Here is a 15,593-nt window from a genome sequence, read left to right as displayed (position 1 = left end):
CAGTTTATTACCCATTATTGATTAAAAAAGGATATGCAGTATATTTATAATCACTTAATAAACTGCATATCCAAACACTATCTAAAATTCATTATAAATCGTCCCATTCAGGCAATTCATTTACCACTCTTCGCCATAAATGATAAATACTCATTGATATACCAAAAAGGAAACCTGCCGAGACTGAATATATTAGAAAAGTTTTAATCTCGAAGAGATCAAGCAATAATAGCAGGACTAACATAAGCCCACCCCATACAATCGAAAAATACATCCCAAATATTAATGCATTTAGCCATACAGATGCAAACGGAGGTGGCGGGATTTGATAGCCTTTTTTCCATAACCTTTTATATAAAGGTGGTGCATAATTTAACTCCCACATATTCTTTTGCTTCATAATTGACAATGATTTCTCAAGTTTTTCTTCAAAATTGGTTTTATTCATTTGTATACCTTATTTATTACACAGTAGTTTAATGAACCAATTATAATTATAGCACTTAATCTTAAAAAAACATTATCAACATCATAACTAGAAAAGCTTACTAAAGAAAACAAACATGATAAATCATATCGTGGCACTAAGTTCTCACTATTAAAACACATGTGAACAAGCAAAATTCCCTCCAGCATGGCTTAGAAAGCAGCTTCCTTTTTTCTTCATTCAATCTACCTATGACCGCTCAATTACGATAATATAAAAAAAGCAAATCCTTCAGATATTTCTCGTAAATTTTTTTTGCAAAAGGAATTCTATTTAACTTCAGTTTAACCATGATCTTATATTATAAAAATAGCAAAAATATTACATAAACCGCTTTCTCAATACACTTAAATAGAATGACGAAATTGTATATATTATTATTTATCAATATGTTGGCATTGATCAGCTTTCCTCTTCAAGCCAATAACTTAGACTCCATTGCTGTTCGTGCAACTGAAAAATCCCTGTGGGCTATACCAGTAGGAGATAAACATTTATTTATAAAAACTTTTAAATTGATAGTTACACTGCTCAGTAAGGAATCTATAGATTTATCTGAACACTGCTTTAAAGCTTATACAACGGTTCAAAATGAATATGACCTAGATTCATTTGACGAAGTGTTAAGCGCTGGTGTTCTTATTTTTTTGAAAACCAATTAGAGGAGTAGCTTCATTTTCATCGGATGAAGAACACATTCATAAAGCATCGCTTGTAAGAATTACAAAAAACTGCTGAGAATTTACGTTCTGATTCTATTATATTATTAAGGCTCGCATTAATTTTACCTTTTATTAATTAGAGTCATTTATTAAAAATTACCATTTACTTTATAAATTTTGAGAACTGATGAGACAATTATATTTATTCTCTTGGATCAGCGTATACGCTCTTCTTTGGACAATTGCGACTACTTGGCTTGATCCAACTGTTCCTTATGACGCAATTGAGGCTCTCAATTGGGCACAAAATGCTAGTTGGGGTTCACCTAAGAATCCATGGTTAGTTGGTATGATATGGCGACCGGCATTATGGCTTATTGATTTTCCTATGAGCTTATATTGGTATTGTACGCATTTTACTGCAATTGCTATAGGCATGCTTGGTTGTTGGTATTTAGCAAAATACCTAAGCGGTAACGATCAATTGGCATGGCTAGCATTATTAACTTTGAACCTTTCTGGCATTATAAATTTCGACATAATAAGTTACAACGACAATTATTTACTTGTTATGTTGTGGCCATGGATGTTTTTATTTTTTTATTTTTCAATTACTCGTCATCCGGCGTGGTGGTTATTGTTCTCCATTGCAGCTGGATTGGGAATGATGGCTAAATATTCTACTTTTGTATTCGTCTTTGCCATCTTCATCGCCACAATTTTTGTGCCAAAAATTCGCTATTGTTACCGTTCGCCTTTTTTCTACCTCGCGATATTCCTCTGTGTATGCATTGTAACTCCTAATATTTTATGGCTTTGGAATCATAACTTTGCTGCTGTAGATTGGGTTGATTCACAGATAATTAGACAATTTAATCCTAAAATCATTGTAAAAATAATTAGCATATTTTACCCACTTTTGTTTATGCTATTAATATTGCATCATTATAAGCTCCATTTAAAATGGCCCACTGAAGTTTCTATACTCGTCATTATATACATCGCTTTCATACCACAGTTCTTCATTTGGCTATGGTTCCTTTTTCATCACGGAGGTCGTTTAACAGAGTGGCTTCAGCCTTTTTTCATTATAGCACCTCCTATTATTGTCGCTTGCGTTAGAAATTATAATGGACAATCTTTTAGCAAAGCATTTTTAGCTTTATTTGCAGCAGGTTTACTTTTTCTAATAGGATATATATCAGTATTAGCATTGAACATCAGCAATTCTGGTCAAAAAATGCAAGGAGTAATCACTTTTAGCCAAAAAGTTGAAGCAATATGGCAGAAACATTATAATTCTCCTTTCAAGTATGTTGGAGGCGAGTATCTTTCTGAATGGATCACTTTTTATGCTTCTTCACGACCACAAGTCATAACCCGCTGGGATGAAAATACCCAACCTAATATTTACAACAAAAACATCGAGTTTAGTGACATTCAGAAATTTGGTGCTTTGATTATCGGTCATGCAGATGGACAATGTGAAAACTCAAGCTTTACTAAAGCAATAACTCAATGGCCACAACTTAAGATCGATTATATTATAGATTTAGACTTTCAGAAAGATAAGCAAAGCAGTATTTACACGGTCTGTGTTGGATTAGTGAATCCTGTATAGTTTTTTATAAATTACCAGCAGATAAACTGCTGGTATTTATTATCTTTTTTTGATTTAACAATAAACTTACTTCTGATAAGAATAACTCAGCCTTGATTCGAGTACAATTTTAGTAACAGAATAGCATTTTCTCTGTATATAGTGTATATTACTGACATGCATAACCTAGATTAATATCATGGATATAAGCCATCATGTCAGTTTATACTTAAAAATTTTCCACCTGATATATCATCGACATTCGTGAGATACACTATCAATTCCTATCGGACAAACATTAGATTCCTCAAGAAGCTCAACAATAAGTGATTGCCCCCTCTGTAGAACAACCAACTGATAGTGCATTAATATAATCAAGCATACTCGAATGATCATAAAACCTTACCTCGTAAGCAACATGCTTTTTATAAATCAATATCCAAATATACTTTCTATTAATGTTATAAACTTTATACAACCTAACATTTCATTAATACATTTGTACATTTTACACGCGAGGAAATGCAAAGACAATTGTTTAACATGAACAAATAGCATACAATTTCTTAATAATATAATGTATTTATATTTTTTAACATAATTGTCACTAACGTTGCTAAACTTCCTAGTAAAATTTGTTAATAGATCCTTTTTGTCCCATGCATTTTTGAGATCCCGACCAGATATTTTTTTGCAGTATTCCTCCGTTATCATATCATTCAACAATTAATGCAGGCGTTCACGGCTATATTCTGACAACAATTTTTTCCGTCATTTCTCGTGCTTCATTCAGTGATTTGTACAGATAATAATCAGGTTCTCCTATATGGTATCTCCGGTTAAAATGCTCTTGAAAGCAATCTGCTTCGGTTTACCCGACTGGTTAAATTCCAGTTTCAGTATGTTTCTCTGTACATTCGTCATTACCAGCAAAATACACTCCGGACCTTTATCCATGCGCACCATAGCCGGATAGCCGCACTTTATCGTAATCCTATCGGATCCCTAGACCACTCATGGAGCGGGTAAATAAGGCCAATTTAAATCGGCAACTCCTCTCGGTTACATTCTGGAACTACTTTAAACGTTCGAAAACGACGACAACAGACTAAGGAATCATGCATAAAATCGATCATCTTTGGTTTAGTGTTTCCATAAGGACAAGTGTTGAGGGATTACACACCGATAACAGTTGTTTGCCCTGACGGCAATAATTCAGCTTCAGCAGAGTATAAATAGGGTGGATCCTATTGTGATGCCACGGGTATCCCTGTCGTCGCAGAATCAAGTACAGCTAGCAAAAATCGTATCGTGGATATCATTCTACTACCGCCTGCAATGCAGCAATAACGGGTTCGTCACATGAGATATCCGGACGGTAATGGTAAAACCCCTCAGCTTAGTTTATACAACTACTGGGCTGACGGATACTGAGTCCGGATGTATTGATTAGATAAATGACCAGCTCAGGCTTAGAGGCTGGTAATCATCTGTTTAAGATGTCTGTTCTCGTACTTAAGATCCAGTATCTTTAGTATCAGAAACGTCTATATCGCAGTAATGGGGCTTCCAGTTGTAGCAGGTGTCTTCAGAAAGGTCTGCCTTCAGCCCTACACCTTTGGCATTTCGTCCGGCTTAAACCGACTTAATCATGGCGATGATCTGCTATTCAGTAAAACGGACTATACGCATGGCGATCTCCTTTGTTGGCTGATTGATTATGCCCGCGTCTCTCTAAATGTGAATGAAACTATTATGTGAGATGCTTACGGTTACAGGGCAAGTTTGATTCTCAAGTTTGATAAGGTAGGTCACGGCATCTGTTCGATTTGTTGAACACATTCCCAGAGACGGTTGTAGACTACTGCAAACTTTAGGACGAAGGTTGGATCCAAAAATCTTACATAGATTATCTTTTGATAACTGAACACACCTTACATTTGCTGGCTTGACTAACATATAATTATTCACTGTTTAAAATTCACATTCATGCTGTTAGCATCAGGTCTATCTGATCAATCAATATCATCCGAAGGGAATCACACTCAATGAAACCCAAGCTGTATTCATACGTACGTTTTTCATCTGTGAAACAACGGGAAGGTAACTCCCTGGAGCGTCAGCAAGATACCGCTTTAAAAATTGCGGCCCGCTATAATCTCGAACTTGATACAACGGCTTTCCACGATCTCGGCATGTCTGCGTTCAAAGGAAAAAATGCTCATGAAGGGAAGCTATCGGAGTTCATCAAGCAGATTGGGGCTAAAGTTCCCGTTGGCTCGTGGCTAGTAGTCGAAAATCTTGACCGCATTAGTCGTGATGATGCCTGGAGCGCTTTGGATATATTCAAGAACATACTTAGCAGGGGGATAGTCGTTGTTACTGGCATGGATGAAAAGGTCTATAAGTACGCTGACGTAAAGAATAATCCAACTGATTTAATCATTTCATTGTTGATGTTCACACGCGCCCACGACGAATCGTTGACAAAAAAGAATCGAGTTGAAGCCCAGGCCCGTTCGTTGATACGACAGAACCTGACAAGAAAATCGGGCACACCAGCAAAAGCAATAGAATCTGTCGGTCAGAATGTTTGGTGGGTAGATACAAAATCAGGATACGTTACTCCACATCCTATATATTTTACCGCTGCTCAGAAGATTATCGAACTTAAACAAAACGGCGAAACTCTTCTTGGAATCCAACGATATCTTAACGAACATTACCCTGCCCCTAAAAAGAGGGTTTATAAAGACCAGACCGGTCAAGCGCTCCCCCCCAAAACTGAACAATGGGGTAAACATTTGATCAGAACCTTTTTGAACCCCACTGTTCATGGACAAAAAACCTTCACGCTGGATAAACGCGATGAATCAGGTGTCATCATATACGATTCCGAATCAGATGAGCCGTTAAAAGAAACCTTCATTATTCCTGATTACTACCCTGCTCTTATGTCGGAAGTGGACTACTTGACACTTTCGAAATTAGATCGACACCGCGCCATCACTCGTAATTCATCAAAATACCCAGCAGGTAACCCTGAACCAGAAATCCCGCTACTCTCAGGTATCGGTATTCTTTTTTGCGGCAAATGTGGTTCTTTCATGTTCAAATCTGGTTCAAGTGAAAACAAGTACCGTTATATATGTGGTTCGAAAATTGTTCAGGGTAAACCTTGCGGTAAAAAAGGTTTTACGTCATACCAGCTTGAGCACACTGTTTTGCAACTAATCGCTGATCATGTCTGGAACAATCACCAAGAAGATAAAACGGCCTGGTATGAATCTGAAATTGAAAAGGCATCAGAAGCTGTTAAAAAGCTGCTAAAGCTTGCAACTTTGACAGATGAACTCGAAGAATTGGCAGATCAGATTAATGCCAATAACCAGAAAAAAATAACGCTTGAGCGAGAATTTCAGCAGTACAAAATCCGTCGCTCTGAAATCCAAACTACTGGCTGGGATCAATTTCGAAATTTCGATGTTCATGACACTAAGAACCCTGACCGTAAGCGAATTAGGCTGAAGATTAAGCAAGCTATCAAACGTATTGATTGTTATGACATTGATGGGCGGCATAGTCATTTTGAAGTAACCTTCGCCGACGAGACAAAACAGAGAATCGTGATTAAGTTCAATCGAAACCGATCACCTGGTGTTTCGTATGTAGAAGCACAGACAGTAAATGATCATGACTTACTAAAAATGCAAGGACTAGTGTTGCACTCCTTCATTGATGAACTGATTTCACCTGAAAAATTTGCACAGCATATTAAGGACAAGCATGAAGTCAGCATTCTAAACCCGACGTTTATAACCAAGCTGGAGGATGGTGTAAACCAAGACGAAGGCAATGGATTGGCTATCAAGGTAGATAGTACGACAAGTAAATCGTATGCAACAGTCAACGGTATTAAATACGAGATTAACTCTCTGGAAGACTTAAAAAAACTCTCACAGTAAATCACTCTCCCCTTGCATACCTGTCAAGGGGGAGCTTACCAACGCTCCCAATAGCCTTATCTCCGTTTCAGTTACATCAAAGCATTCTCGGGATTCTTCACACCATAAATGATCGTTTTTATAGATCAATTTCAAGTTATTGATAGTTTTTACAGATCAATGTAAGATCATGATTCTTCGAGTAGTGTTTCTTACAAGCAAGACTCACGGGATGGTGCTCTGCCCCCCGATGGACTGCAGTAGAAAGAAGGTATCCAGAATGACTATCCTTATAAAAACATTAAAAATCATGGCGTCAGGCGTTGTGCTCATTTCAGGTATTACCGCCGCCTCCAGTACCGTCTATTTCTTGCCAGAGGCGAAATCAGCAGGTGTCGCCAGCAACGACAAAAACGCCCTGATGTTTCTCGGAATGGACAGGGATGTAAATCTGAAGGGAATATGCTTCGCGATAACAAAGCAATCATCCTCGATCGTGCCGCTGGTAGATATCACTGCTACAACTGATAACGGCAGATTCACGATGCACGGACTACGCCCAAAGAATAACGACGATACGAAGGAATTAGTCTGTTCACTTGGTTCAGAAGCTGGGGATTTCTTGACTGGCATTGCGAACTCAACCACCGTCAACGTGAAACTAGATTTCAATGGCGAGATCCGCAGTTACAGTTTCAACACTACAGAGTTCAGAAAAATACTGACTGCCAATGGTCAAGGTGTGTGGGACAAAGCAGCTAAAGACTACGCTCAAGGAGTTCGCGCACCCATTTTCTATAATAACAACCGCGAAGCCACCAAAAACAATGCAGTAACCTCAAATGTCGATACACATAGTTATAAAGCAAGCGATGAGAAACTAAATTCGGTCTGGAAAAACCTTAGCCCTGAAACTAGAAAACGATTACTCCCTTCCCAAAGAGAATGGATAAAGCAAAAATCCGGTTGCAATAATGAACAGAAATGTCTTACCGACATGACGAACAACCGTATTATTGAACTAGAATCTGAAAATGAAAAATAATGCACTGACTTTGGTTTTAAAAAACGACTGGATAACTTCGTCTTCTAGTCAAACCTATAACGGGAAATACATGGTTGGACATTTTCACTTGACAGATACGTTTATCGTTGAATATATGAAGCTGATACATGGAGTCGAAATACCTGTTTCATGGATAAGCAGCTGCTTCACTAATACATCAGATACCAATATCCGTAAGGTTATGTATATGGAAGGCTGCGGTATGTTATCTAACGATACAATGAATGAGATCCGTAATGCAGTTAAGTCCCCAACTGACAACGTGAAAATATACCGCAATGGGGAACATATTGTTAAGTTAGAAGTTATGGAAAAGCAAAATGAGAGCACACTCTAAACGTCACTTTAAAAAATCGATTGCAACTGTCGCCATCTCCTTCGGGCTTTATGTGTTGAACGGATTATTAATAACACCATGCCAAGCCAGTACATCCGAATCAATACAGGTATCAAATGGAGGCTCAACTTATTTTCAACAAAAACAACAACCATCCAAACCATCAATAATCGATATACTTCCAAGAGCGTATACTACCGGGGAAGTTTATGCGCGGTTTAAAGAACACGAATTCAGGGCAACGAATGACTTCAAGAAGTGTCGTTTGATGGTGATTGGTAAAATTAAAAGCATCGGTACAGCCACTTTCAGTAAAAAACCGTTAGTAACGTTATATGTCCCTGATTCGAATGAAGGATTAAAATTCATTTTCGAAAATACGGATTATGATAACGATAAAGTTGCTGCGTTAAACGTGGGAGATACTGTGATTATTGCCGGAAGGAATGCACGCCCTGGAACATTTGAAGGTATTTTTTTAGATGGCTCGCAAATCATGACGGGTATGATTTCAAAGAAGAAAAGGCAAATGCTGGCTGTAAATGGTGGAGTCTATGACCGGGAAATTTGCCATAAGTAACGTTCTATAGGATTTTCAAATGCAGGGGCGAATCCCCCCTGCATTACTCGCCAACGGATTAAGTTATTTAATCAATACATGTTCTGCTGTTTAGGATTCGATAAAAAAGTATACCCGACCGATAAGTCAGCTTTGTATCCCATTTCATCAGGCACCAGGGGCGGTGGAATGCGGGTTGTAGCCCACAATGTATCCCATTCTGTATCTCATTTGTAGTAGGTATGTATTTGCTTCTGATCTGACTAACCATTAACAAGTTTCTTGCACATCTACAGCAATGTAACTGGAACAAGTTTACGGGACATTTTGTGTCACGAGAGTCATACTTAACACTAAGATTACGCTTCTCTATTAGTCAAACCATGACTTGAACGTGTACTTGTCCCGCGCTTCCTGCTCTGACATCCCTGTGTAAGCAAAGAACTTTTTAAAGTCTGGTTTCTTAATTGGTTCTATACACTTCAAAAACGCCGCTTGTTTGTTCTCATAAGTCGGCACACCTCCCCATTCCCTGACTCGACTTAACTCAATGTTGCTTTCTGCGATAGCAGGAAACTCAGAAAGAAAGTGATAAAGTTCAACGATTACATGATCTATCAGCGCGATAGAGGTTTCAGTGATGTCAATGAAGCCCCCACAAAGTTTTTTTCCAAGCGTCTGTTGGACATGTTCGAGCGTCAGAATGTCACCATACATCGAAATCTTATCTTTAACTTGTTCGTTCAACTCGTTTCTGTATCTGAGTAAACCCATTGCCTCGTTGTAGTTTCCGAACAAAGCCCCTACTCTGACACTGTTTCGCCAGGTTCCCCTTAGCTCTTCAGATGACGGGGCTCTAATCTTCATTCGTAAAATACGATGCTTAATTTTCCATACGACTGACTCATACAGTTTTTTGTTCGCGGTCGGTATTGGACGTATAAAATACAAGCTGTTTGTACTAAATGTTACATCATCAAACTTAGTGATTATCGTTGTAAAAGCACCAGCCCTTACAAGTGGCTCATCACTGTCTATCTTAAGGTAATTGGTTTTGATGGCAACTAGGTTACTCAGGCAATCTTGTGCTAGCGCTACAGCTTGTATGGAAGTAATCAGATTATCTCTAGCGATTTTTTGTTGCTCTTGTCTTTTGTTGATATAGACCGCTGACACCCCTCCCAGAAAGGCTGAAGCAAATGCCATCGTAACAGGGAAGATGTAATCTTTCACATAATCTGTTGTTGGTCGTAATGACTCAATGGCTTTAGATATATCGCTGGTGTGCTGGTTTAGAATTAGCCAGTCAGTGAATGTCATGATTTATCCACCGTGTACTCGTAATGCATTTTCTCCTCAGACCCTATTTTGAAATCAGGATTTGCTTGCATAATGAAACACCACAAACCAAGAGCCTTACCTTTGTAATCCTTGGGAATCTCAACAGAGAATACGTCAGGGTCAGCTTTCGGAGTTATAGCAGTCACTTCTTGCTCATATACGGTATGCTCGTTGTATGCTTCAGTTATCATCGAACTGAGGCTACCAAACATGGCAAAACCGTTGCGTTCAAAGTCCTCTAATGATTCAGGGTTAAACGTGAAGCGCACGCTGTGAAGTTTCCCGTTTTCATCCATTTCTCCCTCTGGTTCGCCACATTCCCAGCGACCAAACCGCATCAGGTAGAAAGCAATATTCTTCTCATCGTGATCTTCAATCTCTTTCCCGGCACAGTACATCTTCACGTCACCGCAAATGAAACTTGCACGATTTTCTTCATCGACAGAGGCATCTTTACTATTGTCAGCTACCAGTTCGAAAACAAGAGGGGGCTTAGTCCCGACGTTCACGTCACCGAGCATCGCCATTTCATTGTTTGCAAGTGAATGTATCGGTGTTGTTTCGTACTTGTGTTTCAGTTCAATAAATGAATTCACAGGCAGCAATGTCCACATCCTGAGACAACGGTAATAGATTGCAAAATACAATGGAACACCATTTAGCTCACTATAGCGTTGAAGTTTTGCTACGTAGTCCTTTCTCAGTAGGTATGTTGATGTTGGGTTTGGGACACTAGTATTTTTCACCTCAACGAATATCTGCCGACCGTCCTTCAGGACGAGTCTATAGTCAGGTAGTAAAATATCAGCATCATCAGAAATGACGTCACCAGTGTCTTCAGTTTTTATCAGGCGACACCCTTGTAGTCCGGCGGCAACTTGACCAAAACACGCTTCCATGCGTTTCCCGTGAAGTAGTATCTGATTTTCCTGTGAAGCTTTGAGCGATTCGCCAAACTGTTCAAGAAATTTTTCAGTGTCCTCTGGTGATTTTAGTTTGTAGTCATGTTCACGGCTAAATGCTGTAAATACTTCCAGAGCTTCAAATTTTCCAGGATTTCTTACGAGGCGTTTCATCATTTGATGTTCTGTGTTTTTAGGAGGTTACCTAAAATTACACCTGAACAATGATGATGCGCAACAACACTTACAAGGAAGCCCATATAGGGGCGCGATTGGAGAATGAATTTAGCCTAGATTTTTTGACTACCCTGTTTTGTACCATCAAGCCCCCAAATATCCGCAAGGGAAATTGCTGATAAGATATCTCTTTTGGGTATACCTGATTAAGACCATGATACAAAGTCTCAATAGGGTTAAATTAAACTCTATTGACAGCATAACGACGTGATGTATCATATGGGTATCAACTCGATATTCAAAAGAGAATTCATAATGAATATCCGAATCTACTGCCGTGCATCTATTGAAGGCCAACATGCTGATCGTGCATTAGTAAGCTTGCGCGAATTTGCGCAAAGCAAAAACTGGTCGGTTGCCGGAGAATACATTGAGAATGCAAGTGGTGCGAAGCTGGAACGTATGGAACTGATGCGCCTACTTGCGGAAGCACAGCCTGGCGATTTGCTTCTAATTGAAGCGATTGACCGTCTCAGTCGTCTTCAACATGAAGAATGGGCTGAACTCAAAGCTACGTTGAACAGTAAAGGGCTGGTGATCGTATCAATGGACTTACCGACGAGTTGGCAGATGGTTGAAATGTCCGGTAACGACCTTACCAGCGGCATTCTTCGGGCAGTCAACTCTATGCTGATCGATATCCTTGCGACAATGGCACGACAAGATTATGAAACCCGCCGTAAACGCCAGGCACAGGGGATCGAGAGAGCAAAACAGGCAGGTTTATATACGGGGAAAGAAAAAGATATGGAAGCCCGTGAGACTGTTCGCGAAATGCTGGCCCAGAACGTTAAACCAGCCCACATCATGAAAGCGGCAGATATCAGCCGTGCCACCTTCTACCGAATCAAGAAGGAGTTAGTAAGCTAATTATATTAGAATTACATCGGAAGAATGCTCTCGGATATGACCGCCCGCCTTGAGTAAGGTGCAGACATTGCATACTATCTTTTGGTCATTCAAGTGTAAATATCCCGCTGAATATAGCATATTTGATAGTCAGGTCTCCTTAACCACATTATCATCATTGGCTTCATAAGCTGTATAATCATTATCCCCTGTGTACTGGCATTTCTGTTCTTCCAAATATCCATCTGCGAGATACAGAATCCGGTCTGCAGAGGCAATGGTTTCCGGGCGATGGGCAACCAGCAGGACAGGTAGCCCCAACTGGCGTAGTGTCTGGCTTATCTGGATTTCACTCTCAACATCAAGGTGGCTGGTCGCTTCGTCCAGTAATAAAAACCCCGGTTGTTTGTACAACGCTCTTGCCAGCAAAATACGTTGCTTTTGCCCTCCGGAGAGTCCACCACCGGTTTCACCGATTAATGTCTGATATCCCATTGGCATTGCCATGATATCAGTGTCAATCAGCGCAAGACGGGCACACTGGATCATTCTTTCCTGATTGCGGTCTTCGCTGAAGAAAATGATGTTATCTGCAATGGATCCCCTGAAAAGGTGATCATCCTGCAATACGGTACCAATCCGACGTCGTACCTGAAAATAATCGGGGTGCGTTTGCGGTATGCCAAATGTTCTGATTGTCCCTTCATCAGGAATATGAATCCCCAGGATAAGTTTCACCAGCGTCGATTTTCCGCACCCAGATTTACCCGTAATGGCCACCACTTCACCCGGCTGCAGCGCCAGTGAAATTCCGCGAAGTATCGGTTTGTTCCCGCCCTTGTGGCTGAATAAGATGTGCTCGATAGATAACGGGGGATGAGCTTCCGGATTCCCACTGACTACGGAGGTAATGACAGAAGTACTGACGTCTTCATGAACGGGCCGTTGCTGATGCCCTTCTGTTTGGGTTAGCACAATGTCAGCCAGACGCTCATTATAAACAGCAAGCATTCGCCACGAAAAAAACTTGTCAGTAAGGCTGCTAATACTTGAAGAAAAACGCATCTGATAAGACAAGTAGGCAACCAGCATACCGACGGTAAAGGTGCCATTCAGCACTTCACCGGCACCTTTCCACAAAATAACCGCCGATACCACACTGCCGGTCAGGGTGTGCGCAATGTCATAGCACATCAGCAGACGACTCTGGCGCAACTGCGTATTTCTCCGGGTGACGTTAAGATTCAGCCAAGCGGCTTCCCGAAATGCAGTCACACCGTTTATTCTCAGGCTCAGGATCCCGTTAAGGGTTTCAAGAAAATATCCTGATTCCCTGGCCCCAGCATCCCAGACGTCTTCTGCAGACTGTCGAAGAGACGGATACCAGAGCGCTCTCAGCACGCCGTAAATGACTGCTGCCAGTACCGCTATCAGCGTCATTTCAGGACTGTATAACAACATCATGCAGAGCGCAGTCACCACAAGCAGCACATCCAGAATGCCTTCAAGTACCTGCGTGGTCAGCGCCTGCTGGATGGTGTCTACCGCATCAAAACGCGCGTTAATACTCCCCTTACTGCGTGCATCGTACCAGGAGAGAGGGAGACGAACCAGATGATGGAACACCCGGGCAGTCCACTGCATATTAAAATTAACGGACAAGGTAATACTGGCCCACTGACGGGCCAACGACAGCAGCATCTGGGTAAGTGACAGCAGTAATAGGGCGATGATAATAACGGTCAACAGGCTTCGATCGGCGGCGACCAGGACTTCATCGATAACCAGCTGGTTGAGAAGAGGACTTCCTAATGTCAGTATCTCCAGCGCCAGGGCAAAAACGATGATGCGGGACATTGCCGCCAGTAGGCCGGGTGTTTTTCCTGTCAGCTGGCGTAGACGAATTTTCTTTCTTTCATCACTTGCAGTGAAATCGCTTGCCGGCATTAGCTCCAGCGCGACGCCGGTGAAGTGCTTCCCTGCGTCCGTCAGGGAAATTGTCACCTTCCCCTTATCGGGATCATGTATAACCAGCCTGCTCCCACGAACCTTATGAAGTACAACGAAATGATTCATGTTCCAGTGGAGAATACAGGGTAGAGAAAGAGACTTCAGGTCTTCCGGCTCCAGCCTGACGGCGCGGGAAGACAAACGGATACCGGCAGCACATTCAATCAGCCTCTGCAGGGTCATTCCCTGAGTACTGATACTGAAGCGTTCACGAAGGGTGGGAAGATCCGTCTGCAGACCGTGCCAGCTGGCCATCATTGCCAGACACGCCAGGCCACACTCCGCTGACTCTGTCTGGCGGATGAGGGGAAGCTGTCTTCTCCCTGTCCAGTTCAATGCTCCCATTACAGTTTTCCTTTCAGGCTCCAGAGCGGTTCTGTCAGCCACTCCCACAAATGACGTGTATCCAGGCTGACATCCCCTTCGAGGGTCATACCGGGACGAAGAGGTTCTTTTTTGCCATAAGCCAGAATAAAAGTATTCTCAGGTTCGACAATCACACGGTAGTGCCCTTCATTCTCCCTCCAGGTGACAGGGGATACGGAGAGTAAATCTGACGGCGTCAGCGTTGTACGGCTTATCTCACGAATAGTCCCGTACTGAACACCAAACTTCTGATAGGGGAAAGCAGCGAACCTGAGTGCAACACGTTGCCCCGGCTGGACAAATCCGGCGTTCTGACTGGTGGCATAGAGTTCTATCTGCAGACGCGCATTGTCGGGGACCAGCGTCATGACAGGTTCAGATGCTCTGACCGACTGCCCCTGCCTGACCAGCACGGCGGCAACGGTTCCGGATACCGGAGCGGTGAGCGTAAAATGCTCCTGTCCGGCCAGTTCGCCCTGCTGCTGTCTTATCCCCTGTAACTGCCTGTCCAGTTCAGCTTTCCGGCTTTCGCCCTGAACGATGAGATGGATAAGGTCGTCTTCAGCGGCCTCCATTGCTGTGCGTAATTGCAGAAGCCCCTGACGTTGATCCTCAACATTTTGCTGTGCCGTGGAGACGTCAATCTGCTTCTGCTGGTATTCGATATCTGAAACGTAATGCGTACCGGCAAGTTTTTTATAACGCTCCATGACGGACACGGCCAGCGCAACCTGATGCCCGGCAAGCGACAGGCGCTGCTCTGCACTTTTAATCTGAGGTTTCAGGGAGGCAATTCGCTGTTTTATGGCGTGCTGCTGCTGACTGTTGTCACGCATTTCGAGAGCCTGTTGAGAAGACAGCATGGCATACTGAGTTCTCAGGGACATGCCCATGGCAGCCAGCGTACCTGTGCCCTGTTCGTTATAATGCTCGCCGCTGATATGGTAAACGGGCTCACCTGCGATGACATGCTGACCTTCTGAAACAGTCTGTCGGGTGACGTATCCGGCATATTGAGGTGTTATTTTCACCAGTCCTGATGAAGGCATAACGATGCCTGTAAGATGTGCCTTACGGGTATAACTATCAAAATAAATAAATAATGCGATGCTCAAAACCAGGAATATTGTTGTAAGGGCGTATACTGTCATGCCGAATGATGTGGGTAAGACAATATCTCCGTACCCAGTATCACTGTGATGATTTAAAGCTTCTTCCCTGAATATACTCATA

At 41.8% G+C, this 15,593-nt stretch carries 12 protein-coding genes and 2 pseudogenes; 7 read left to right on the top strand and 7 right to left on the bottom strand.

Translation table 11 applies throughout. The annotated features are described in order from the left end of the window. Window positions 1-91: 91 nt before the first annotated feature. On the bottom strand, window positions 92-448 hold the full coding sequence (locus ACMVME_RS07300) for a DUF6404 family protein (RefSeq protein WP_045143250.1): 357 nt from the start codon (window positions 446-448) through the stop codon (window positions 92-94). A 395-nt stretch (window positions 449-843) separates the two neighbouring features. Here ACMVME_RS07300 and ACMVME_RS07295 point away from each other — a divergent pair, with 395 nt between their 5' ends. Together ACMVME_RS07295 and ACMVME_RS07290 are read left to right on the top strand one after the other, a co-directional pair. After that, window positions 844-1,149 (top strand): DUF4354 family protein, encoded by a 306-nt coding sequence (locus ACMVME_RS07295; protein WP_072048476.1) that lies wholly within the window; start codon window positions 844-846, stop codon window positions 1,147-1,149. A gap of 187 nt (window positions 1,150-1,336) precedes the next feature. Next, the gene (locus ACMVME_RS07290; protein WP_045143254.1) at window positions 1,337-2,770 is read left to right on the top strand and encodes a glycosyltransferase family 39 protein; all 1,434 of its coding nucleotides are present in this window, start codon (window positions 1,337-1,339) and stop codon (window positions 2,768-2,770) included. A gap of 633 nt (window positions 2,771-3,403) precedes the next feature. Here the strand turns inward: ACMVME_RS07290 and ACMVME_RS07285 are convergent. Together ACMVME_RS07285 and ACMVME_RS07280 are read right to left on the bottom strand one after the other, a co-directional pair. After that, window positions 3,404-4,402, bottom strand: a pseudogene (locus tag ACMVME_RS07285) (integrase core domain-containing protein); the annotation flags it as partial. Window positions 4,403-4,483: 81 nt separating this feature from the next. Further along, window positions 4,484-4,699 (bottom strand): annotated as a pseudogene (locus ACMVME_RS07280) (hypothetical protein); the annotation flags it as partial. Window positions 4,700-4,797: 98 nt separating this feature from the next. Here ACMVME_RS07280 and ACMVME_RS07275 point away from each other — a divergent pair. The 4 genes from ACMVME_RS07275 (at window position 4,798) to ACMVME_RS07260 (ending at window position 8,676) form a co-directional block, all read left to right on the top strand. Beyond that, window positions 4,798-6,714 carry a recombinase family protein gene (locus ACMVME_RS07275; protein WP_045143234.1) on the top strand — a complete coding sequence of 639 codons (1,917 nt, stop codon included), beginning with the start codon at window positions 4,798-4,800 and terminating at the stop codon, window positions 6,712-6,714. Between the two features lie 259 nt (window positions 6,715-6,973). Next, complete coding sequence (locus ACMVME_RS07270) at window positions 6,974-7,738, top strand: lysozyme inhibitor LprI family protein (protein ID WP_172972899.1); 765 nt, start codon at window positions 6,974-6,976, stop codon at window positions 7,736-7,738. Then, complete coding sequence (locus ACMVME_RS07265; RefSeq protein ID WP_045143233.1) at window positions 7,728-8,096, top strand: hypothetical protein; 369 nt, start codon at window positions 7,728-7,730, stop codon at window positions 8,094-8,096. The genes ACMVME_RS07270 and ACMVME_RS07265 overlap by 11 nt, the downstream gene beginning before the upstream one ends. After that, window positions 8,080-8,676 (top strand): hypothetical protein, encoded by a 597-nt coding sequence (locus ACMVME_RS07260; protein WP_045143232.1) that lies wholly within the window; start codon window positions 8,080-8,082, stop codon window positions 8,674-8,676. Before ACMVME_RS07265 ends, ACMVME_RS07260 begins: the two co-directional genes overlap by 17 nt. A gap of 351 nt (window positions 8,677-9,027) precedes the next feature. Here the strand turns inward: ACMVME_RS07260 and ACMVME_RS07255 are convergent, their stop codons facing one another. After that, window positions 9,028-9,975, bottom strand: a complete 948-nt coding sequence (locus ACMVME_RS07255; RefSeq protein ID WP_045143231.1) for a hypothetical protein — start codon at window positions 9,973-9,975, stop codon at window positions 9,028-9,030. Beyond that, entirely contained in the window at window positions 9,972-11,075 is a 1,104-nt protein-coding gene (locus ACMVME_RS07250) for a hypothetical protein (protein WP_181010274.1), read from the bottom strand. The genes ACMVME_RS07255 and ACMVME_RS07250 overlap by 4 nt, the downstream gene beginning before the upstream one ends. A gap of 315 nt (window positions 11,076-11,390) precedes the next feature. Here ACMVME_RS07250 and ACMVME_RS07245 point away from each other — a divergent pair, with 315 nt between their 5' ends. Continuing rightward, window positions 11,391-12,005: a recombinase family protein gene (locus ACMVME_RS07245; protein WP_045143235.1), complete on the top strand. Its 615-nt coding sequence runs from the start codon at window positions 11,391-11,393 to the stop codon at window positions 12,003-12,005. Between the two features lie 129 nt (window positions 12,006-12,134). On the opposite strand, the gene ACMVME_RS07240 is transcribed toward ACMVME_RS07245, so the two are convergent. Together ACMVME_RS07240 and ACMVME_RS07235 are read right to left on the bottom strand one after the other, a co-directional pair. Then, window positions 12,135-14,339 (bottom strand): peptidase domain-containing ABC transporter, encoded by a 2,205-nt coding sequence (locus ACMVME_RS07240; RefSeq protein WP_045143230.1) that lies wholly within the window; start codon window positions 14,337-14,339, stop codon window positions 12,135-12,137. Then, window positions 14,339-15,592, bottom strand: a complete 1,254-nt coding sequence (locus tag ACMVME_RS07235; protein WP_045143229.1) for an HlyD family secretion protein — start codon at window positions 15,590-15,592, stop codon at window positions 14,339-14,341. The genes ACMVME_RS07240 and ACMVME_RS07235 overlap by 1 nt, the downstream gene beginning before the upstream one ends. Window position 15,593 lies beyond the last annotated feature (1 nt).

This window comes from Enterobacter cloacae complex sp. 2024EL-00711 (assembly GCF_047529885.1).
In the GTDB taxonomy this organism is placed as follows: Bacteria; Pseudomonadota; Gammaproteobacteria; order Enterobacterales; family Enterobacteriaceae; genus Enterobacter; species Enterobacter ludwigii.
This window is presented reverse-complemented; position numbering and strand designations above follow the sequence as displayed.